This is a genomic window from Amycolatopsis sp. NPDC104587, assembly GCF_055583645.1.
Map to the genome: position 1 here is coordinate 108,827 of NZ_JBVJNO010000023.1, position 19,602 is coordinate 128,428.

The following is a 19,602-nucleotide window of genomic DNA, read 5'->3' on the forward strand; positions in this document are numbered from 1 at the left end:
CAGGGTGGAGCCCGCAGGCGCGCGGCCGGGGGGTCCGGACGCGCCGGCTGGGGGTGTCCTGAAGGGGCCCTTCCGGACAGGATCCGGAAGGGCCCCTTCATGACGCGTACTGGTTACGGCAGGCCCGCGAGCCCGGCCGACACCGTGTTGGCGAACGCGTACCCCTGCGACGCGTCCCAGTTGATCGACCACGTCATCGCGCCGCGGATCGACGGGTAGGTCGCCGACGGCTTGAAGCTGCCGCACGAGGTTCCGCGAGCCAGGCAGTTCAGCGCCGAGACCGTGTTCGCCGGGGCCTGGTAACCGCCGCCGGCCGCCTGCGACGACGCCGGGAGGCCGAGGCCGACCTGGTCGGCCCGCAGCCCGCCCTGCAGCTGGATGCAGGCCAGCGCGGTCAGGAAGTCAACCGTGCCCTGGGCGTACACGCTGCCGTTGCAGCCGAGCATCGTGCCGGAGTTGTAGTACTGCATGTTGACGATCGTCAGGATGTCCTTGATGTTCAGCGCGAGCTGGAAGTAGCCCCCCTGCGTGGACTGCATGTCGATCGTCTGCGGCGCCATCGTGATGACCTTGCCGCCGCCGTTGTAGATGCTGCGCAGCGCCTGGCCCATGTAGGTGGCGTTGACGCCGTTCTCCAGGTCGATGTCGACGCCGTCGAAGCCGTAGTTCGAGATCAGCGACTTGATGCTGTTCGCGAAGTTGTTCGCCGAGTTCGAGTCGCCGACGCTGATCGTGCCGTTCTGGCCGCCGACGGAGATGATGACGCGCTGGCCGCGCGCCTGGACCGTCTTGATGTCGGCCTTGAACTGCGCGTCCGTGTAGCCGCCGAGCTGCGAAGACAGGCCGGAGTCGAGCGTGAAGCTCACCGCGCCCGGCGTGCCGGTGGCGTCCGCGAAGGACACCGCGATGATGTTGTACTTCGTCGGGACGTCGGCCAGCTTGAGGGCCTTGGCGCCGTTGTAGAAGTTCTGCCAGTAGCCGGTGAGGACGTGCTTGGGCAGGTCACCCTGGGTCGGCGGCGGCGTGGTCGTCGTCGGCGGGGTGGTCGTGGTCGGCGGCGTGGTGGGGGTGGTCGGCGTCGTCGGGGTGGTCGGCGTCGTCGGCGGCGGGGTGCCCGGGCCGTCGAGGCTGACGTCGTCGGCGTAGTACGTCGGCTGGCCGTACCAGCCGTGCAGGTAGACCGTCAGCGACGTGCTCGAGCCGGTGGTGAAGTTCAGCGAGAGCTGCGTGTAGCCGCTGGTGCCCGGCGTCCACGTGCTGGTCGTCGCCGAGCCGGAAGCGCCCAGGTAGACGTAGCTGCCCTGGACCCAGGCCGACAGCTTGTAGGCGGTGTTCGGCGAGACCGTGAGCGTCTGCGAGCACTGCGCGTTGTCCGACGACGTCGGGGTCGCGCTCAGAGCCCGGCTGCCGCTGTGCACCGGGGTGCTCACCGCGGTCGGGACGGCCGTGCAGGTCCAGCCCGAAGTGCCGGATTCGAAGCCGGGGTTGGCGAGGATGTTCGCCGCCGAAGCGCTGCCGGCGAGGACGAACGTCACGCCGAGACTCAGCGCGACCACGGAAAGCAACGAAAGCAGGGCTAGCCGGACCTTGGGGACCACGGGCGACCTCCACGACGGTGGTGAGGCAGGTCACCACAAAGTGGACTAGACCAATCTGAATGTCAAGGAGCCCCATCCGAAAGTCGGGGCGGCGGAAACGGCAGAATGAGACGATCGGAACCAGGGCGAAGCAGGAGCGTGTAGCAGTGAGCGTGTCGGTCGAGCAGAGGATCGCCGAAGAACTGGGCGTGCGCGAAGGACAGGTCAAGGCCACCGTCGAGCTGCTCGACGGCGGTTCGACCGTCCCCTTCATCGCGCGGTACCGCAAGGAAGTCACCGGCATGCTCGACGACGCGCAGTTGCGCACGCTCGAAGAGCGGCTGCGCTACCTGCGGGAACTCGACGAGCGGCGGCTCGCCGTGCTCGAGTCCATCCGGAGCCAGGGCAAGCTGGACGAGGCTCTCGAGGCCTCGATCCTCGCCGCGGACACGAAGTCGCGGCTGGAGGACATCTACCTCCCGTACAAGCCGAAGCGCCGCACGAAGGCGATGATCGCGCGCGAAGCGGGTCTCGAACCGCTGGCCGACGGCTTGCTGAACGACCCGACGACGGACCCGCAGGCCGCGGCCGCGGTGTTCGTCGACGCGGACAAGGGTGTCGCGGACGCGCAGGCGGCGCTCGACGGCGCCCGGTCGATCCTCGTCGAACGCTTCGCCGAGGACGCCGACCTCATCGGTGAGCTGCGCGAGAAGATGTGGGGCCAGGGCCACCTGGTCGCCAAGGTCCGCTCGGGCAAGGAGGACGAGGGCGCGAAGTTCTCGGACTACTTCGACTTCTCCGAGCCCTACACCAAGCTCCCCTCGCACCGGATCCTCGCGATGCTGCGCGGCGAGAAGGAGGAGGTCCTCGACCTCACGATGTCGCCGGCCGAGCCGACCGACGAACCGCAGGTCGGACCGACCGACTACGAGACGCGCATCGCGGCGAAGTTCGGCATCACCCAGCAGGGCCGCCCGGGCGACAAGTGGCTCGGCGACACCGTGCGCTGGGCGTGGCGCACCAAGATCCTCCTGCACCTGGGCATCGACCTGCGGATGCGGCTGCGCCAGGCCGCCGAGGACGACGCCGTGCGCGTGTTCGCGGCCAACCTGCGCGACCTGCTGCTCGCCGCGCCGGCCGGCACCCGCGCGACGATGGGCCTCGACCCGGGCTTCCGCACCGGCGTCAAGGTGGCGGTCGTGGACGCGACCGGCAAGGTCATCGACACCCACGTCATCTACCCGCACCAGCCGGCGAACAAGTGGGACCAGTCCCTGGCCGAGCTGGCCGCGCTGGCGGCGCGCCACCAGGTCGACCTGATCTCGATCGGCAACGGCACGGCGTCGCGCGAGACGGACAAGCTCGCCGCGGAGCTGATCAAGAAGCACCCTTCGTTGAACCTGACGAAGGCCGTGGTGTCGGAGGCGGGCGCGTCGGTGTACTCGGCGTCGGCGTTCGCTTCGGCCGAGCTGCCCGGCATGGACGTGTCGCTGCGCGGCGCGGTCTCGATCGCCCGGCGGCTGCAGGACCCGCTGGCCGAGCTGGTGAAGATCGACCCGAAGTCGATCGGTGTCGGGCAGTACCAGCACGACCTGTCCGAGGTTTCGCTGTCCCGCTCGCTCGACGCGGTGGTCGAGGACTGCGTGAACGCGGTGGGCGTCGACGTCAACACGGCGTCCGCGCCGCTGCTGACCCGCGTCTCGGGCATCACGACGGGGCTGGCGGAGAACATCGTGTCCCACCGCGACTCGAACGGCCCGTTCCGCTCCCGGACGGCGTTGAAGGAGGTCGCGCGCCTGGGCCCGAAGGCGTTCGAGCAGTGCGCGGGCTTCCTGCGCATCCCGGACGGCGACGACCCGCTCGACTCGTCGTCGGTCCACCCGGAGGCGTACCCGGTGGTGCGGCGGATCCTGACGTCCACGGGAACCGACCTGCGCTCGCTGATCGGCAACACGCGGACTTTGTCTTCTCTGCGGCCTTCCGAGTTCGTCGACGAGACGTTCGGTCTCCCGACGGTGACGGACATCCTGGCCGAGCTCGACAAGCCGGGCCGCGACCCCCGCCCGGCGTTCAAGACGGCGACGTTCGCGGAGGGTGTCGACAAGATCGGCGACCTCAAGCCGGGGATGCGGCTGGAGGGTGTCGTCACGAACGTGGCGGCTTTCGGGGCGTTTATCGACGTGGGTGTGCACCAGGACGGGCTCGCGCATGTTTCGGCTCTGTCGAAGAACTTCGTGAAGGATCCTCGGGAGGTTGTCAAGCCCGGGGACATCGTGAAGGTGAAGGTGCTGGATGTCGATGTGCCGCGGAAGCGGATTTCGCTGACGCTGCGGCTGGACGACGAGCCGGGCGCTCCAGCCGGGAACCGCGGTGGCGGCGGCGGTCGTGATCGCGGTCAGCAGGGCGGCGGCGGTGGTGGCCAGCGCCGGGGTTCCGGCTCTGGTGGCCAGCGCGGCGGCGGCCGAGGTGGTAACTCCGGCGGCGGCAACTCGGGCGGCAGCGGCTCGATGGCGGATGCCCTGCGGCGGGCCGGTTTCGGCAACAAATAGGACTCATGGGGAAGGCCGCCTCCGGAACTCTCCGGAGGCGGCCTTCGCTGTCGACAGCTCAGCTCCCCATCAGCACCACACGGGCTCCGACCTGCTCCAGTTGCGCCTTGACCGCTTCCGCGCGCTGCTTGTCCACGTTCTTCACCACCGTCTTCGGCGCGGATTCGACCAGATCCTTCGCTTCCTTGAGGCTGAGACCGGGCGCCGCTTCGCGGACGAGCTTGATCACCTGAATCCTCCTCGGCCCAGCGGCGGCCAGGACGACGTCGCATCGGCCACTCCGCTCGATCTCGCCGGTCACCGCTCCCTGGAGCTCATCGAAATCGACCGCCGCGACCACAGCCGCCAAGTCCGGCTCCTCGCGCAGGTCGAGCGGGACGAGTTCGCGGCTCGGGCCGACGAACTTCGCCTGCAACTCGGCAGTGGTGTCGTTGACCACCGTGGCCGCGTCGGCGGTGTCCCATTGAACACCGACCAGCGCGTCACGAGTGAACCGCGCACCGAGGATCGCTTCGGCGTCGACTCGTCCGTATGCGTCGGCGTCCGAGTAGCGCAGGGCGACAATCCTCAGCGACCGCAAGCCCGGCGCGACAGAGAACGCCTCCTTGGCCGTGGTGAGGACGTATCCACACACCAGCAGTTTGTAGAAATCCGCCGATTCGCGCTTGGTCAGCTTTTTCAGAGACAGATTCCCGGCCGCCGTAGTTGTCGGCCGCCGCTCGGGAATCACCGATGGGCCCGGTACGAGGACAACGACCGAAGCCTCGGCACCGTCGACTCCGATCGGCGCTGCGGCCGCCTCGTTGTCTTCGAACGCTTCGGCCAGCGTGCCCAGGACGACGTCCGGGTCGTTGCGGACCAATCGCTGCCACAACGCGTCGAGCTCCGCCTGCCACTCGTCACGCAGTCGCCGGTTCTGCTCCCGCAGGTTCGCCAGCTCGATCAGCGCAGCTTGATCAGCGTCCGCTCTCGCCTTCGCCCGAGCTTGCCTGGCGAACAGGCCCAGGCCCGCGAGGCAGTCTTTGCGGTGCCGGGCGATGACCGACTGCTCGTCCGGCGCCTCGGGTTCGGGCGCCACCGGCCTTTCGGTCACCGGAAAATCCGGCCGGTGCAGCGCGAGGATCGCCTGCAAAGCAGCGGCCAGTGTCTCGGCCTGCTGGGCCTTGACCGCGGCGGCCAGCGACCGGGACGAGGCACCGGTGGACGCCCGCCGCGATGTCGTACGCCGAGTGCCGCCGAGCGAGGTGTAGAAGCCCACCGGCCCGGCACCGCTCGAAAAGCCGGTGCGCCCGCCTCCGACGTGCACACGCGCTGCTCGCGGCCCGACGCTCGCCCGCAGCCCCCTGCTGGAGGCGCGAACCCGGACGCCGGGAGCGAGTTTGACGGAGAAGCCCATGCCGTACCTCGTCCTCGATCCTCGCTTGATCACCCTGCTCGGAAGGAGTCGCCGGGAGCGCCGAGCTGTTACGGACCGGTGCCGGATCGCGGGCCGCACTCCGGCACCGGCGGGTCGTCAGAAGGGGAAGCCGTGGGCCTGCTCCCGCAGGGTGACCCACTGCCACTGGGTGAACTCGTCCCAGCTGTGCGCCGAGCCGAACCGGCTGCCGTTGCCCGAAGCTCCCGTTCCTCCGAACGGTGCGAACGCGTCGTTGTTCAACGTCTGGTCGTTCACGTGCACGATGCCCGTCCGCAGCCGCTCGGCGAACGCGCGCCCTCGGTCGACCGAGCCCGTCTGGATCGCCGCCACCAGGCCGTACTCCGTGTCGTTGGCCACCGTTGCCGCTTCGTCCTCTGAGGACACCACGATCACCGGGGCCACCGGGCCGAAGATCTCCTCGCGGAACGCCGGCATCGACGTCGTCACGCCCGACAGGACCGTCGGCTGGTAGAACAGCTTCTCGTACGTTCCTCCGGCGCGGACCGTCGCTCCCGCCGAGACCGTCTCCGTGACTATCCGGTCTACATTGGACAGCTGCTTTTCGTTGATCAGCGGGCCCAGCGCCACCTGGCCCGTGAACGGGTCGCCCACCGGGAGCTTCGACGCGCGGGCCGTCAGGCGGTCCAGGTACTCGTCGGCCACCGACTCCAGGACGATGTGCCTCCCGGCCGTCATGCAGACCTGGCCCTGGTGCAGGAACGCGCCCCACGCGCCGGCCGAGCTGGCCGCCTCCAGGTCCGCGTCGTCCAGGATCACCAATGCGTTGTTGCCGCCCAGTTCCAGGCTGACCCGCTTCAGCGTCCGGCCCGCCGCTTCGCCGACCAGACGACCCACCGCCGTCGAACCGGTGAACGAGATCGCCGCGACGCCGGGGTGTTCCGTCAACGCGGATCCGGCGGCGGCGTCGCCGGCCAGGACGTGCAGGAGGCCGTCGGGCAGGCCCGCCGCTTCGAAGAGGCGGGCGATCAGCGTGCCGCCCGCCACCGCCGTGTTGACGTCCGGCTTCAGCACCACCGCGTTGCCCAGCGCCAGCGCCGGCGCGACCGCCCGCACCGACAGGATCTGCGGGAAGTTCCACGGGCTGATCACACCGACCACGCCCAGCGGGATGCGCCGCGCGATGCTCTCCCGGCCCGCCTCGCTCGTCGGCAGCAGGTGCCCCCACGGCTGCGTCGGCAACGCGGCCGCCTCCCACAGCTCGGCCAGCACCAGGTCGACCTCGAACGCCGCCTTGGGCGGGATCGCGCCGCCCTCGCGGACCAGCCAGTGCTCGAACTCCGACCGGTTGTCCTCCAGGACGCGTGCGGCCTTGCGCAGCAGTGCCGCCCGCTCCGGGCCCGGTGTCGCCGCCCACGCGGGCTGCTCCGCGGCCGCCCGCGTCACGGCGTTGTCGATGTCCTGCGCGTCGGCCAGCCCGACCTCGGTGAGCACTTCGCCGGTGGCCGGTTCGGTCACCGGGAGCGTGCCGCCGTGGGCCGGCACCCAGCCGCCCGAAAAGATCTTGCCGTGCCAGTCGACGTCGTCCAGCATGCGTTCCTCCCGCGATCGGTCCGTGCTTCCAGCCTGGTCACGCGGCATTCGGGCGCGTTGATTCTGCGGGTCACGGTGTTAGCCTGATCAGGTCAGCGACGACCGGAGCGCCCATGTACCACCGTGGCGAGGCCTGGCGGGCGAAGCTCGGCGGCGCCTTCAGCGAGCTGTACCCCGAGCCCCTGGACGCCTCCGTTCCCTCGGGTGACGTCGTCACCACGCCGCTCGGTGACGTCCACGTGTTCACCGTCGCGGGCACGCCGCAGGTGGTCCGCCGCTCGCGCGGGACGATCCGGCAGAACCCTTCCGACCTGCTCAAGGTGTGCGTCCAGGTCCGCGGCCGCGCGACGGTCGTGCAGGGCGACCGCGAGGTCGTCGTCGAACCCGGGCACCTCGCGATCTACGACACCGGCCGCCCGTACGCGCTGCGCCTCGAAGGCGAATGGGTGTCCGCGGTGATGGCCTTCCCGCGCGACGTCCTGCGGCTGCCGGTCGCGCACGCGATGGACCGCGCTTACCCGGCGACGTCCGGCCCGGGCGCGGTGTTCGCGGACTTCGTCACGGCGTCGGTCGCGCAGGGCGGGCACCTCTACGAAGCCGCGGCCGGCCGCCTCGGCGACGCCGGGCTCAGCCTGCTCGCCGGCACGCTCAGCGACCACGTCGGCGTCGACGAGGTCCCGGACGCCCTGCGCGCCCGCGTGCTCGCCCACGTCCGGCGGCACCTGGCCGACCCCGGGCTCTCGCGGACGAGCGTCGCCGCCGCGCACGGGATGTCGCCGCGCACGCTGAGCCGGCTCTTCGAGGCCGAGGAGCACACGATCACCGACCACATCCGGCGGCTGCGGCTCGACGCCGTCCGCCGCGACCTGCGCGACCCGCTGCTGGCCAACCGGAGCGTCGCGGCGATCGCCGCGCGGTGGTGCTTCGTCGAGGCCGCGCACTTCAGCCGGGTGTTCCGCGCCGAGTTCGGGGAAAGCCCGTCGGCGTTCCGGGTCAGCGGAGCGCGAAGAGACCGACCGCGAGCAACGCCGCCGGGACCACCGCCGCCGCCGAGCTGACCAGGCCGGTGCCGTTGCGCCAGCCGGCCGGGGACACGTCGAGCACCAGACGGCGGACCAGCGCCGCCTCCACGACGGCCAGCAGCACGAACCCGAAGCCGACGCTGAAGATCGCCGCCGCGCCGACGAACAGCAGGCCGGAGGTGGAGGCCGCGCCCAACGGCGCCGCGACCTCCCAGCGCACCAGCCCCGCGGCCGCGGCGAGCACCGCCAGCAGGAGCACGTAGGCGACGAGGAAGCCGACCCGCGCGGCCGGCTGGTGCTGGCCCCGCGCGAACCACCAGAACCCGGCGTCCAAGGCCACGACGAGCACGGCGACCACGACGAACCCGGCCCGGAAGGTCATGCGGCGATCCGCACTTCGACGCTGCCCAGCTCGCCGAAGTCGGCGACCACCTCGCCGCCCGGGTGGATCGGGCAGGGTGGGGCCGCCGTTCCCGTTGTCACGATGTCGCCCGGGCGGAGCCGGGCGCCGTGGCGGGGGAGCTCCATCGCCAGCCAGTGCAGGGCCAGGCGGGGGTCGCCGAGGACCAGGCTGCCCGCGCCGCGGGAGAACTCCTGCTTGCCCGCGTGGAGGACCACCGGGCGGCGGGGCAGGTCGAGGTCGCGCCAGCCCGGCACCGGGCGGCCCTCGACGAACCGGCCCGCGCACGCCACGTCCGCCAGCAGCTGCGGGCCGCCCACCCGCTGGTGGTCGGTGTACCGGCTGTCCGGCAGCTCCACCGCCAGGAACATCGTGTCGACGGCGTCGAGCACCGCGGTCAGCGACGGCGACGGGCCGGGATCGGCCTTGAGCCGGAACGCGAACTCGGGCTCCGCGACGCCCATCGTCATCGTGTCGGCGGGCACCGGCTCGCCTTCGTGGTGGTGGAACCGCTCGAACATCACCCCCGGCAGCGGGCCGGGAACGGCCAGGTACTGCCGGGCGTACACGGTCGTCGCGGCGATCTTCCAGCCGGACACCGGCCCGCCCAGCGCGGCGAGCGACGCCTGCGCGGCCATGCCCTCGGCCGTGTCGTGCGGGCGGGCGTCCTCGGGGAGGCCCGCCAGCCGTTTTCCGGTCAGCCACGCGTCCCAGATCAGCTCCGCCGCCCGCTCTCGGTTCACGTTCGTGATCTTGCCAACCGGAAGACCGGGTGTCGATCGGCTTCCGCGGCGAAGGCTTCCGCCGGGTCGCCGAGCTTCGCGTCGAAGAACGGCGCCGTCACCGGGATCTTGCGGACGTACGCGCGCAGCACCGGCCCGGCCGTGGCCGCGTCGGCCTCCTCGACCGCCCACGTCTCGCGCCGGCGGCCGCGCCACAGCCGGGCGGCCGGGTCGGCGCGCAGGTTGTGCACCCAGCCGACCTGCCCGTACGGCGACACGAGCCAGCGCACGCCGCCGACCTCGAGGACGTTGACCGGGGTCGTGCGGTCGGCGCCGGAGCGCCGCCCGCGCGTGGTCAGCAGCCACCCGGTGCTCCCCACGATCGGGATCCCGCGCGCCAGCAACGCCTTCACGACCACGTTCGCGGCTTTCCGCGTCACGCCGAGCCGGTACTCCCTGGCCATCACGGGGTCATAGCGTAGACCCCGGAAAGGTCGCGGACCCGCGCCCAGACGTTCTCGAAGCGCGCGGTGTCGACCACCGGCTTGCGCAGCGCCGCGAGCGCGATGGCCTGCTGGGCCTCGGTCGAGCTCGCCTTGCCGTTGAGGTCGACGGCCGCGGCGCTGAAGTCCTGCACCAGCACGGCGAAGATCTGGTCGACGACCTGCTCGTCGAGCCCGGTGATCCCGGCCTGCTCCAGGACCAGCTGGCCGTAGACGACCAGCGTGAACAGCTCGGTCAGCGCCAGCCCGAAGTCGAGGTCGGCCTGCTGCGCCTCGTCCGGCGCGGCCTCGGTGAGCAGCTTGACCAGCGACGCGGCCTGCTCGGTGAACAGCGCGACGTTCGGGATGTGCGCGGCCTGCGCGTAGGCGGTCTTCCAGTCGTGGAATCGGACCTTCGACAGGCCGCGCGCCGGGCCCTGACGGAAGAGGAACTCGTCGTCCGCGGCGTCCGTACGGGTCGGCACCGGCGCGTACTCCTGCGGCGCGAAGAGGTACGCCGGCATGAACTTCGCGATCAGCGCGAGGTTCACCGCCACCGTGCCCTCGAGCTTCGGGAGGCCGTCGATGTCGTTCTTCGACATCGCGAGGTAGGTGTCGGCCTCGAAGCCCTTGGCCGCGACGACGTCGGCGACCAGGCCGATCACCTTCTGCGCCTCGGTCGTCACCTTCATCTTGGTGATCGGGTTGAACAGCAGGTAGCGGCGGTCGTCCGGGTTCGCGCTGCGGAAGTAGTCGACGGCCCGGTCGGAGAACAGCTTCATCGCGGTCAGCCGGGCGTAGGCCTCGACGAACTCGCGGCGCACGTGCGGGAAGTTCGTCACGGGCTTGCCGTAGAGCACGCGGTTGTGCGCGTGCGTGATGGCTTCGTACAGCGAGTGCGTCGCCATGCCGATGCCGCCGAAGCAGAGGTTGAACTTGCCGATGTTGACCGTGTTCAGCGCGGCGCTGAAGGCCTCGGCGCCGACGTGCAGGATGTCCTCGGCGTGCACCGGGTAGTCCTCGAGCCGGAACTCGGCGACGTACATCTGCGACGGCACGACGTTCTTCACCACGTGGTAGTTCGGGTGCTCGGAGTCGGCGTAGAAGAAGACGTACTGGTCCGGGCCCTCGACCCCGTCGATCCGGCCGAAGACCGACACCGTGCGCGCGCAGTTGCCGTTGCCGATGTAGTACTTCGAGCCGGTGGCGCGGTAGCCGTCGCCGTCCTTCGTGAGGACCAAGTCGGAGGAGTAGATGTCCGCGCCGTGGTCCTTTTCGGACAGTCCGAAGGCGCCGACGCCGCCCGCGTCGAGGGCCGCCGCCGCGCGCTCACGCGCCGCGGAGTTGCCGCTCTGCCACACCGGGCCGAGGCCGAGGATCGTGACCTGCCACGGGTACCAGTAGTTGAGCCCGTAGAACCCGAGGATCTCCGACAGCGCGGCGACGCGGGCGGTGTCCCAGCGCTTGTCCGGGTTGCCGTCGGCGTTCGCGGACGGCGTCAGGAAGGTCGAGAACAGGCCTTCCTTGCCGGCGAACTCGAGGAAGTCCGCGTAGAAGGCGCGGTTGTGGTAGTCCTCGGTCAGCTTCGCCTTGCCGCGCTGCTCGAACCAGTCGATGGTGGCCCGGAGCAGCCGGCGCGTCTCCGCGTCGAAGTGGGCCGGGTCGTACTCGTGCGGGTTCAGCAGCATGGGTGAGCCTCCTCGATTACCGACCGGTAACTTAGCAAGGCGAGCCGAGTGCAAGCAATCTCACTAGGGGTACGTCACCCCGGCCAGCTATACTGATCATGCGGGCCGCTCAGTTCTGCCTCGGCCCGCTGCTGTTGTCGACTACCACGCGCCGCGGCCGAACCCAGGTCTGCGCCGGGCAGGACAACCCTTCTCAGGTTATGGAGACCAGGGCACTCGCGTGCCCGCATGCACTTATGAGCACTTTCGCTGAACTCGGCCTGCCCACCACCCTCGTGGACGCGCTGGCCGCCCAGGGCGTCACCGAGCCCTTCCCGATCCAGGCGGCGACCCTGCCGCACACCCTCGCCGGGCGTGACGTGCTCGGCCGCGGCCGGACCGGCTCCGGCAAGACCTACGGTTTTGTGCTGCCCCTGCTGGCGCGCCTCTCGGCGGGCCCGACGCGGCGCAAGCCCGGCCGTCCGCGCGCGCTGATCCTGGCGCCGACCCGTGAGCTCGCGACCCAGATCGAGGCGTCGATCCTGCCGCTGGCCAAGCCGCTGGGCCTGCGCACGACCACCATCTTCGGCGGGGTCAGCGCGAACCCGCAGATCACGAAGCTGCGTGACGGCGTCGACATCGTCGTCGCCTGCCCCGGCCGGCTCGCCGACCACATGCGCTCCGGGCACGTGAAGCTCGACGCCGTCGAGATCACCGTGCTCGACGAGGCCGACCACATGGCCGACCTGGGCTTCCTGCCCGAGGTGCGCCGGATCATGGACGCCACCCCGCAGCGCGGGCAGCGGCTGCTGTTCTCCGCGACGCTGGACAACGGCGTCGACGTGCTGGTCAAGCGCTTCATGAGCGACCCGGTCACGCACAGCGTCGACTCGGCGCAGTCGCCGGTCTCGACGATGGAGCACCACGTGCTGCACCTCGAGGAGACCCACCGGCTGCCGGTGCTGGTCGACCTGACCGCGGCGCCGGGCCGCACGCTCGTGTTCACCCGGACGAAGAGCCGCGCGAAGGCGCTGACCCGCAAGCTGCTGGCCGCGGGTGTCCCGGCGGTGGAGCTGCACGGCAACCTCGGCCAGAACGCGCGCACGCGCAACCTCGAGGCGTTCTCCTCGGGCGCGGCGAAGACGCTGGTCGCGACCGACATCGCGGCGCGGGGCATCCACGTCGACGACGTCCGGCTGGTCATCCACGCCGACCCGCCGGTCGAGCACAAGGCGTACCTGCACCGCTCGGGCCGCACCGCGCGCGCCGGCGCGTCCGGCACGGTGGTGACGCTGATGACCGACGCGCAGGTCCGCGACGTCCGCGACCTCACCCGCAAGGCCGGCATCAAGCCGACCACGACCCAGCTCGGCCCGGGTCACCCGCTGCTGGCGGAGCTGGCCCCGGGCGAGCGGTCGTTCACGGCGTCGCCGAAGCGGCCGCCGGTGGACAACCGCCCGAAGAAGGTCACGGCCTCGGGTGCCGCGCCGGGTTCGGGCCGCGGCCGTCGTGGCGCCCCCGGCGCCCCGAAGGAGAACCGCGGGGGCCAGCGCTCCCGCGCGGCGGGCCAGGCGCGGCGCGAAGAGCAGCCTCGCTCGGAGCGTCAGGGTTCGGGTCGTTCGGGCGGCACTTCGGGTCGCTCGGGTGCCGCCGCGGGTCGTTCGGCCGCCGCCGGTGGACGGTCCGGCGCGCCGTCGGGTGGTTCGCGCCGCTCGGGCGCTCCGGCCGCGGGCAACCGCCGGTCGGCTTCGAGCGGCGGCGCGGCGGCGTTCTCGTCGGGCACCCGCGCCGGTGGCCGCCGCGGCGGGCGCTGACCCTCCACGTCCAGACAGTGCGAAGGCCGCCTCGGAACGTTCCGAGGCGGCCTTCGCCGTGTTCACGAGGGCGAAGGCCGTCCACATCCCGGGATTCCGCTCCCAAAAGACGCATCTTTCCCTGAGAAAGCTCCGAGATCGGGGAGGGGGGAGGGGCGAGCGGTCAGAGTGCGGGGAGGCCTCGGGCCGCTGCCCTGGCCGCTGCGGCGTCACGGCGTTCCTCGAAGCGCGCGGCCTGGCCGTCCAGGCCCTTCAGGAACGTCGCCAGCTCCTCGCGGGCCGTCTCGCCGACCTCGCCGAACCCCTGGCGCTCGAAGACCTTCCAGTACCGCAGCAGCGGCATCACGACGTCGTCGTGGTGGATGCGCAGGTCGTAGATCCCCGCCTTGGCGATCAGCGCCGCCTTGCGGGCGAAGCTCGGGATGACCGCGCCGGGCATCGCGAAGTCGAGGACCTCGTCGGTGATGGCGCGCATCGCCGCGTCCGGGGAGATCTCCAGGGCCGCCTTCATCAGGTTGCGGTAGAAGACCATGTGCAGGTTCTCGTCGGTGGACACGCGCGCGAGCAGCTTCTCCGCCAGCGGGTCCTGCGTGTAGCGGCCGGTGTTGCGGTGCGAAAGCCGCGTCGCGAGCTCCTGGAACGAGACGTACGCGCAGACGCGCAGCAGCGGCTTGTCCTCGGTCTCGTAGCCGGCCTGCATCGTCGCCATCCGCATCCGCTCGAGCTCGACCGGGTCGACCGCCCGCGTCACGAGCAGGTAGTCGCGGATGCAGATGCCGTGCCGGCCCTCCTCCGCCGTCCAGCGGTGCACCCAGGTGCCCCAGGCGCCGTCGCGGCCGAAGGCGCGCTCGATCTCACGGTGGTAGCTCGGCAGGTTGTCCTCGGTCAGGAGGTTGACCTCGAGGGCGGTCCGGGCGATCGGCGTCACCCGCGACTGCTCGGGGTCCCACGCCTCGCCACCCAGGTCGGCGAAGTTCCGGCCCTCGCTCCAGGGCACGTACTCGTGCGGCATCCACTCCTGGGCGGCCGAGAGGTGGCGGTTGAGGTTCTCCTCGACCGTCCCCTCGAGCTCGTACATGAGTGCGGTGCTCTCGGAAACGGTCATGCGCACGTCCTTCCGGAATCGGGGCGAGACCTACGGGGCCGTAAGTTACGGTGCCGTAGGTTACGTCAACGAACACCACCGCCGAGTCGTTCCGTGAGGGGCGTCACCGCGCCTTCAGGCCCGGCCGACCTCGACCGGATGCGTCAGGACCCGCCCGGTCCGCTCCTCCCCCGCGCCGACTCCGGACACCCCGCGCCACTCCTGCGTCACCAGGTAAAGCGTGTCTTCGCTCAGCGCGCACGCGAAGCACCCGTGGTCGAAAGTCAGCCGCTCGAGGACTTCACCGCCCTCGCGGAGCCGGGTGCACGAACGGCCCGGCACGTCGGACACCCAGACCGCGCCGGACGCGTCGAGCGCGATGCCGTCCGGCACCCCTTCGCCCAGGTCGGCCCACACGCGGCGGTCGGTCAGCCCGCCGTCCGGCCGGACCGAGAACGCCGTCAGCCGGTTCGCGTAGGACTCCGCGACGAGCAGCGTCGAGCCGTCCGGGGTGAGGGCCATGCCGTTGCCGAACGCGATGTCCTCGGCCACTCGCCGCACGACGCCGTCCCGCGCGACGTGCAGGATCGCGCCCGGGCGGGGCGCCTCCCCCGCCATCAGGTCGAACCCGCCGCCGTTGACGTAGCAACCGCCGTCACCGGCCACGACGATCTCGTTGTAGCCGGTCCCGCCCAGCTCGGCGTGGGTGACCAGGGAACCGTCGGCGGACAGCCGCAGCAGCAGGCCGTCCGACGAAGACACGATCAGCGGCCGGCCGTCGAGGAAGTCGAAACACATCGGCATGGTCGGGAAGTCCGCGCGGAAGACCACGTCACGCGTGCCGCCTGGCTCAACGGCGACGATCTCGTGCGCGAGCCAGTCGGCGAACCACAGGCGGCCGTCGTGCCAGCGCGGGGACTCGCCGAACGCGATCCCGTCGAGGAGCACGCCCGTCATCGCCACACCGCCAGCACCGCCGCCACGACCACGATCTTGACCAGCCAGTCGCCCGCGTGCAACGCCGCGAGCCGGACCGGGACGCGCTCGTGCAGCACCGAGCCCGCCAGGATCAGCACCGGGAACCCGACCCAGACCAGGCCGGCCAGGCCCAGGACCGGCCAGGACGTCGCGGCGGCCAGCACCGCGAAGACCACCACCAGCACCAGCGTGCGGGTGAACTCCGCCCCCATCCGCCACGGTGACGGCCGGGCGGCCGCCCCCGCCACGCTCAGCTGCGCCCAGGCCCGGCCGAACACCGAGTACCAGACCGCGCTCACCACGAACGCCGCCACCGTCGCCACCAGCACCGGAACCACCATCGCCTGCTCCCTTCGTCGGCTTGCGAAGGGGACGTCGACGCCGAAGCCGTGGCTTCGACATCTACGGGCGAGAAGTTTTCAGAGCGACGAAGTGAGGCCGCGGGCCCGCAGCACCGCACGCTCCAGCGGGCGGAAGACCAGCAGCTCGATCCCGATGCCGACCAGCAGGATCAGGAAGATCGCCGCGATCACCGTCTCGATGCTGTTGAGCGAGGACCCCTGGTTCAGGTAGGCGCCCAGGCCGACGCCCAGCTGCGGGGAGAGCGCGATCAGCTCGGCCGCCATCAGCGACCGCCACGAGAACGCCCAGCCCTGCTTGAGCCCGGCGAGGAACCCGGGCAGGGCCGCGGGCAGCAGGATGTGCCGGGCCGAGGAGAGCCGGTTCGCGCCCATGACCTGGCCGACGCGCGGCAGGATCGGCGGGATCTGGTCGATGCCGGACACCAGGCCGTTCGCGATCGAGGGCACCGAGCCGAGCAGCACGACGAAGTAGATCGCGCCGTCGTTGATCCCGAACCACAGGATCGCGGCGGGCACCCACGCCACCGACGGCAGGCTCTGGAGGCCGGTCAGCAGCGGCCCGATCGCGGCCCGCACCACGCGGACCTTCGCCACGAGCAGACCCAGCGGCGTGCCGATGACCACCCCCGCGAAGAACCCGAGGGCGGCGCGGTGCACCGACGTCCAGACGAACTCGAACACCTCACCGGTGACGACGCGGCTCCAGAACTCGTCCCACACCGCGAGCGGCGCGGGCAGCTGCGTCTCGGGCCAGAAAGCCGCGGCCCAGAGCACCTGCCAGACGACCACGAGCAGCACGAGCGCGCCCACCGGCGGCAGGAACCCCCAGGCGAAACGCTTCCAGAAGCTCGGACGGCGTTCCCCGGCCGGGGCGTCGAGCGAGTCCAGGCCGGCGCCGACCGCGTCGAGATCGGCCTCGGCGGCCCGCTCAAGCCGCGGCATGGGTGCTGATCACCTCTCGCAGGTGCCCGGTGATCTCGTCGGAGAGCTCTTCGGGATCGGCCAGCGGCACGTCGGTCCACTCGCGCACGACGCGCCCCGGCCGCGACGACAGCAGCACCACCCGCTGCCCGAGCCGGACCGCTTCACGGACGTCGTGGGTCACGAACAGCACCGAAGTGCCGGTGCTGCGGTAGACGCGCAGCAGCTCACCCTGCAGGACGTCACGCGTGATGGCGTCGAGCGCGGCGAACGGCTCGTCCATCAGCAGCAGCGCCTGCCCGGTGTCGCCGCCGACGCGCAGGGTCGCGGCGAGCGCGCGGGCGAGCGCGACGCGCTGCCGCATCCCGCCGGACAGCTCGTGCGGCCGCTTCTCCCCCGCGCCGGTCAGCCGCACCAGCTCCAGCAGCTCGGCGGCCTTCGCCCGGCGCTCGGTCCGGCCGAACCCGGCCAGCCGCAGCGGCAGCTCGACGTTGCGCGCGGCGGTCAGCCACGGCATCAGCGCGGCCTCCTGGAACATGACCGCCGGGCGTGACGTCGTGAGCGTGATCTCCCCCGCCGACGGCGCGTCCAGACCCGCGACCAGGTTCAGCAGCGTGCTCTTGCCGCAGCCGGACGCGCCGAGCAGGCAGACGAACTCCCCGGGCGCGACCGCGAGGTCGACCCCGTCGAGCGCGACCACCGCCCGCCCGGCCGGGCCGAAGGTCTTGCGCACGCCGTCCAGGCGCACCGCGGCCGCGCCGGGAGGACTGGTCCGGCCGGTCGGGAGGGTGGTGGTCATCGTGAGCTGCCTCTCCGGGTCACTTGGCGAGTTCGGGCGCGTTCACGGCGGGCTGGTTCTTCTCCTTGAGCACGTCGTTGAGCGGGCCGAAGTCGGCGAAGCCCTTGAGCGCGACCGCGGACTTCACCACTCCGGCGGTGACCGAGTCCTGCGCGAGCTGCGGGAACTCGGCCGGGACCGGGTCGGTGGTCAGCTCGATGCCGGAGAAGGCGCGGTCGATGACCGCGGGGCTCAGGCTGCTGCCGGCGAGCTCCTTGAGCGCGCCGTTGACGACGGTCTTCGCGTCCGCCGGGTTGGCCTTCGCCCAGTCGATCGCGGCCAGCTGCCCCTTCAGCACGGCGCGGACGGTGTCCGGGTGCTGCTGGAGGAACTCGCTGCGCACGATGACGACGGTGGTCGGGAAGCGGCCGCCGGGCCACAGGTCCTTCTCGTCGACCAGGACCTTCGCGCCGGCGTCCAGCACCAGCCGCGACGCCCACGGCTCGGGCAGCCAGCCGCCGTCGACCTCGCCCTCCTTGAAGGCGTCGAGCGTCTTGGAGTTGTCCAGGTTGGTGATCTTGACCTGGTCGGTCAGGTTCTTGCCGGCGAGGAACTTCTTGAGCGCGACGTCCTGGGTGTTGGCCAGCTGCGGCGTCGCGACGGTCTTGCCCTTGAGGCCGTCGACGCTGGTGATGTCCGGCTTCACGACCAGCTGAGCGCCACCCGAGACGGCGCCGGAGATCAGCTGGATGGTGCCCTTGGACTTGGTGAAGGCGTTGATCGCCGGGCCGGAGCCGATGAAGGCGATGTCGAGGGAGTTGCCCAGCAGCGCGTTGACCTCTTCGGGGCCCGCGTTGAAGGTCTGGGTGGTGAGCTTGGTCGAGCCGAGCTCTTGTTTGAAGAAGTCCTTCTTGACGCCGATCAGCGCCGGCGCGTGCGTGACGTTCGGGAAGAACCCGAGCCGCACCTCGGCGGCCGCGCCGGCGTTGGCGGCGGGCGCGGCGCTCTCCGCGGCGCGGGAGCAGCCCGCGAGCAGGCCGACCGCGGTCAGGGCGGCCAGGGCCGTCAGCGCCGAAGCCAGGAAGCGGGTTCTGTGGTGGGTGCGCACGTCGGCGTCGCCTTTCGGGGATCGGTGTTCGGGGCGAGGTTCGCACGGTCACCCGCTGGGGCGCATAGCCATCCGCATCCCGGGAATTCTCGTGAGATTCCTTGACATCGATGGCCAGTGCCCCTACGGGGGACCTGTTCTCAGGTGGTGCCGGACGAGCATGAGGGGTGCGGAGCCCGCTGTCCGATGTTCCCGGCATCTGGACGCTCAGTCAGGAAATCCCCCGATCCGGGCAACCGCTCGCTTCACCCGAACGTGGTATGGGTGACCACGAGATCGGGAGGGATGTCATGACGAGCACCGCACACCGAGGAGGCCAAGGGGCCACGGGCGTCCGCGTGGCGCTGGTCGTGCTCTTCGTCGGCCTGGGCCAGGCGTCGTTCGAGTGGCTCCGGTCGCTCGGCATGGACGCGGTGACGAGCCTGGTCGTCTGGGCGATCCCGGTCCTGTCGGGCGGAGCCGTGGCGCTGGTGCTGTGGCTCGCTTCGGACCGGGCGTTCCTGCTGCGGAACTGGCTGCCGGTGGCGGTCAGCATCCCGGTGTATCTGGGTGGCGCGTTCGGGCTGGCGACGGCGACCGCGAGTTTGGTGGCTTCGGTGGTGACTGGGGTGGGGTTCGGGATCGCTGTGGTGGCGGTCGCGGGGTTGGTGCGCTCGCGGCGGCAGGCGCGGGAACCGGTGGGTCGCTGAGGGGGCTTGTTCGGGCCCGCTGGCGTCGCGAATGGTCATTCGGGGCGTGTCCCGGATGACCCCCTTCGCGACACTTGAGCAAAGGCCGAGTGCGCACTTTCGCGGAAGGCCGCCCGGGTTGCCGCGGTCGCGGCGCCAGGCTCGGGAAAACTGCGCGATCCTTGCGGCGGTTGCGCACCTGGCCGGTGGCGGTTGCCGAGTTTGCCGGATGTCCGGATGCCCGAACCGCCGAGACTCCGAGCCTCCGGAATCGATGAGTGGCCAGGCCAATGAGCCGCTCGAGTTACTTCCCTGGCGGAGCGCCGAACCGATGGGCGCTCGGCCGCCGCTTCCCGGCGGGCCGCCGGTCGCCTGGTCGCTGGTCGCTGGTCGCCGGTCGCCTAGTCGCCTAGGGAGTGTCCTGTAAGTGATCTAGCTGCGGTCCGGTTGAATTGCGGCGTGGTTGGTCGGGGTGAGTTGACGGAGAAGGCGTGGGCGGTGA

General features: G+C 71.2%; 17 protein-coding genes. 4 read left to right on the plus strand and 13 right to left on the minus strand.

The features are described 5' to 3' along the window. Positions 1-113: 113 nt before the first annotated feature. A complete protein-coding gene (locus ACZ61C_RS45455; protein ID WP_465314195.1) occupies positions 114-1,598 on the minus strand; it encodes a chitinase in 1,485 nt (494 codons plus the stop codon). A 146-nt stretch (positions 1,599-1,744) separates the two neighbouring features. Between ACZ61C_RS45455 and ACZ61C_RS45460 the strand changes: the two genes are divergently transcribed. Continuing rightward, a complete protein-coding gene (locus ACZ61C_RS45460; RefSeq protein WP_465314196.1) occupies positions 1,745-4,126 on the plus strand; it encodes a Tex family protein in 2,382 nt (793 codons plus the stop codon). Positions 4,127-4,184: 58 nt separating this feature from the next. On the opposite strand, the gene ACZ61C_RS45465 is transcribed toward ACZ61C_RS45460, so the two are convergent. After that, on the minus strand, positions 4,185-5,384 hold the full coding sequence (locus tag ACZ61C_RS45465) for a ribosomal protein bL12 (protein WP_465314197.1): 1,200 nt from the start codon (positions 5,382-5,384) through the stop codon (positions 4,185-4,187). A 255-nt stretch (positions 5,385-5,639) separates the two neighbouring features. Further along, positions 5,640-7,094: a benzaldehyde dehydrogenase gene (locus ACZ61C_RS45470; RefSeq protein WP_465314198.1), complete on the minus strand. Its 1,455-nt coding sequence runs from the start codon at positions 7,092-7,094 to the stop codon at positions 5,640-5,642. A gap of 113 nt (positions 7,095-7,207) precedes the next feature. On the opposite strand from ACZ61C_RS45470, the gene ACZ61C_RS45475 reads away from it, so the two are divergent. Further along, positions 7,208-8,152, plus strand: a complete 945-nt coding sequence (locus ACZ61C_RS45475; protein ID WP_465314199.1) for an AraC-like ligand-binding domain-containing protein — start codon at positions 7,208-7,210, stop codon at positions 8,150-8,152. On the opposite strand, the gene ACZ61C_RS45480 is transcribed toward ACZ61C_RS45475, so the two are convergent. The 4 genes from ACZ61C_RS45480 to ACZ61C_RS45495 are packed head-to-tail and all read right to left on the minus strand — an operon-like array spanning position 8,088 to position 11,408. Further along, a complete protein-coding gene (locus tag ACZ61C_RS45480) occupies positions 8,088-8,498 on the minus strand; it encodes a hypothetical protein (protein WP_465314200.1) in 411 nt (136 codons plus the stop codon). The two genes, ACZ61C_RS45475 and ACZ61C_RS45480, sit on opposite strands and share 65 nt — an antisense overlap. Continuing rightward, positions 8,495-9,259 (minus strand): 2-keto-4-pentenoate hydratase, encoded by a 765-nt coding sequence (locus ACZ61C_RS45485; RefSeq protein WP_465314201.1) that lies wholly within the window; start codon positions 9,257-9,259, stop codon positions 8,495-8,497. Before ACZ61C_RS45485 ends, ACZ61C_RS45480 begins: the two co-directional genes overlap by 4 nt. Next, positions 9,256-9,702 (minus strand): nitroreductase family deazaflavin-dependent oxidoreductase, encoded by a 447-nt coding sequence (locus ACZ61C_RS45490; protein WP_465314216.1) that lies wholly within the window; start codon positions 9,700-9,702, stop codon positions 9,256-9,258. The genes ACZ61C_RS45485 and ACZ61C_RS45490 overlap by 4 nt, the downstream gene beginning before the upstream one ends. Next, positions 9,702-11,408 (minus strand): acyl-CoA dehydrogenase, encoded by a 1,707-nt coding sequence (locus ACZ61C_RS45495; RefSeq protein WP_465314202.1) that lies wholly within the window; start codon positions 11,406-11,408, stop codon positions 9,702-9,704. The genes ACZ61C_RS45490 and ACZ61C_RS45495 overlap by 1 nt, the downstream gene beginning before the upstream one ends. A 236-nt stretch (positions 11,409-11,644) precedes the next feature. Here ACZ61C_RS45495 and ACZ61C_RS45500 point away from each other — a divergent pair, with 236 nt between their 5' ends. After that, on the plus strand, positions 11,645-13,201 hold the full coding sequence (locus tag ACZ61C_RS45500; RefSeq protein WP_465314203.1) for a DEAD/DEAH box helicase: 1,557 nt from the start codon (positions 11,645-11,647) through the stop codon (positions 13,199-13,201). Positions 13,202-13,364: 163 nt separating this feature from the next. Here the strand turns inward: ACZ61C_RS45500 and ACZ61C_RS45505 are convergent, their stop codons facing one another. The 6 genes from ACZ61C_RS45505 to ACZ61C_RS45530 all read right to left on the minus strand — a co-directional run bounded on the left by ACZ61C_RS45505 (position 13,365) and on the right by ACZ61C_RS45530 (position 18,432). Further along, positions 13,365-14,306: an acyl-ACP desaturase gene (locus tag ACZ61C_RS45505; RefSeq protein WP_465314204.1), complete on the minus strand. Its 942-nt coding sequence runs from the start codon at positions 14,304-14,306 to the stop codon at positions 13,365-13,367. A 114-nt stretch (positions 14,307-14,420) separates the two neighbouring features. Further along, positions 14,421-15,242: an SMP-30/gluconolactonase/LRE family protein gene (locus tag ACZ61C_RS45510; RefSeq protein ID WP_465314205.1), complete on the minus strand. Its 822-nt coding sequence runs from the start codon at positions 15,240-15,242 to the stop codon at positions 14,421-14,423. Further along, positions 15,239-15,604, minus strand: coding sequence for a DUF1761 domain-containing protein (locus tag ACZ61C_RS45515; protein WP_465314206.1), 366 nt, complete (start codon positions 15,602-15,604; stop codon positions 15,239-15,241). The genes ACZ61C_RS45510 and ACZ61C_RS45515 overlap by 4 nt, the downstream gene beginning before the upstream one ends. 78 nt (positions 15,605-15,682) lie before the next feature. Continuing rightward, positions 15,683-16,567 (minus strand): ABC transporter permease, encoded by an 885-nt coding sequence (locus ACZ61C_RS45520; RefSeq protein WP_465314207.1) that lies wholly within the window; start codon positions 16,565-16,567, stop codon positions 15,683-15,685. Further along, a complete protein-coding gene (locus ACZ61C_RS45525; RefSeq protein ID WP_465314208.1) occupies positions 16,554-17,345 on the minus strand; it encodes an ABC transporter ATP-binding protein in 792 nt (263 codons plus the stop codon). Before ACZ61C_RS45525 ends, ACZ61C_RS45520 begins: the two co-directional genes overlap by 14 nt. A 19-nt stretch (positions 17,346-17,364) precedes the next feature. After that, positions 17,365-18,432, minus strand: coding sequence for an ABC transporter substrate-binding protein (locus ACZ61C_RS45530; RefSeq protein WP_465314209.1), 1,068 nt, complete (start codon positions 18,430-18,432; stop codon positions 17,365-17,367). A gap of 290 nt (positions 18,433-18,722) precedes the next feature. Between ACZ61C_RS45530 and ACZ61C_RS45535 the strand changes: the two genes are divergently transcribed. Next, positions 18,723-19,121 (plus strand): hypothetical protein, encoded by a 399-nt coding sequence (locus tag ACZ61C_RS45535; protein ID WP_465314210.1) that lies wholly within the window; start codon positions 18,723-18,725, stop codon positions 19,119-19,121. Positions 19,122-19,602 lie beyond the last annotated feature (481 nt).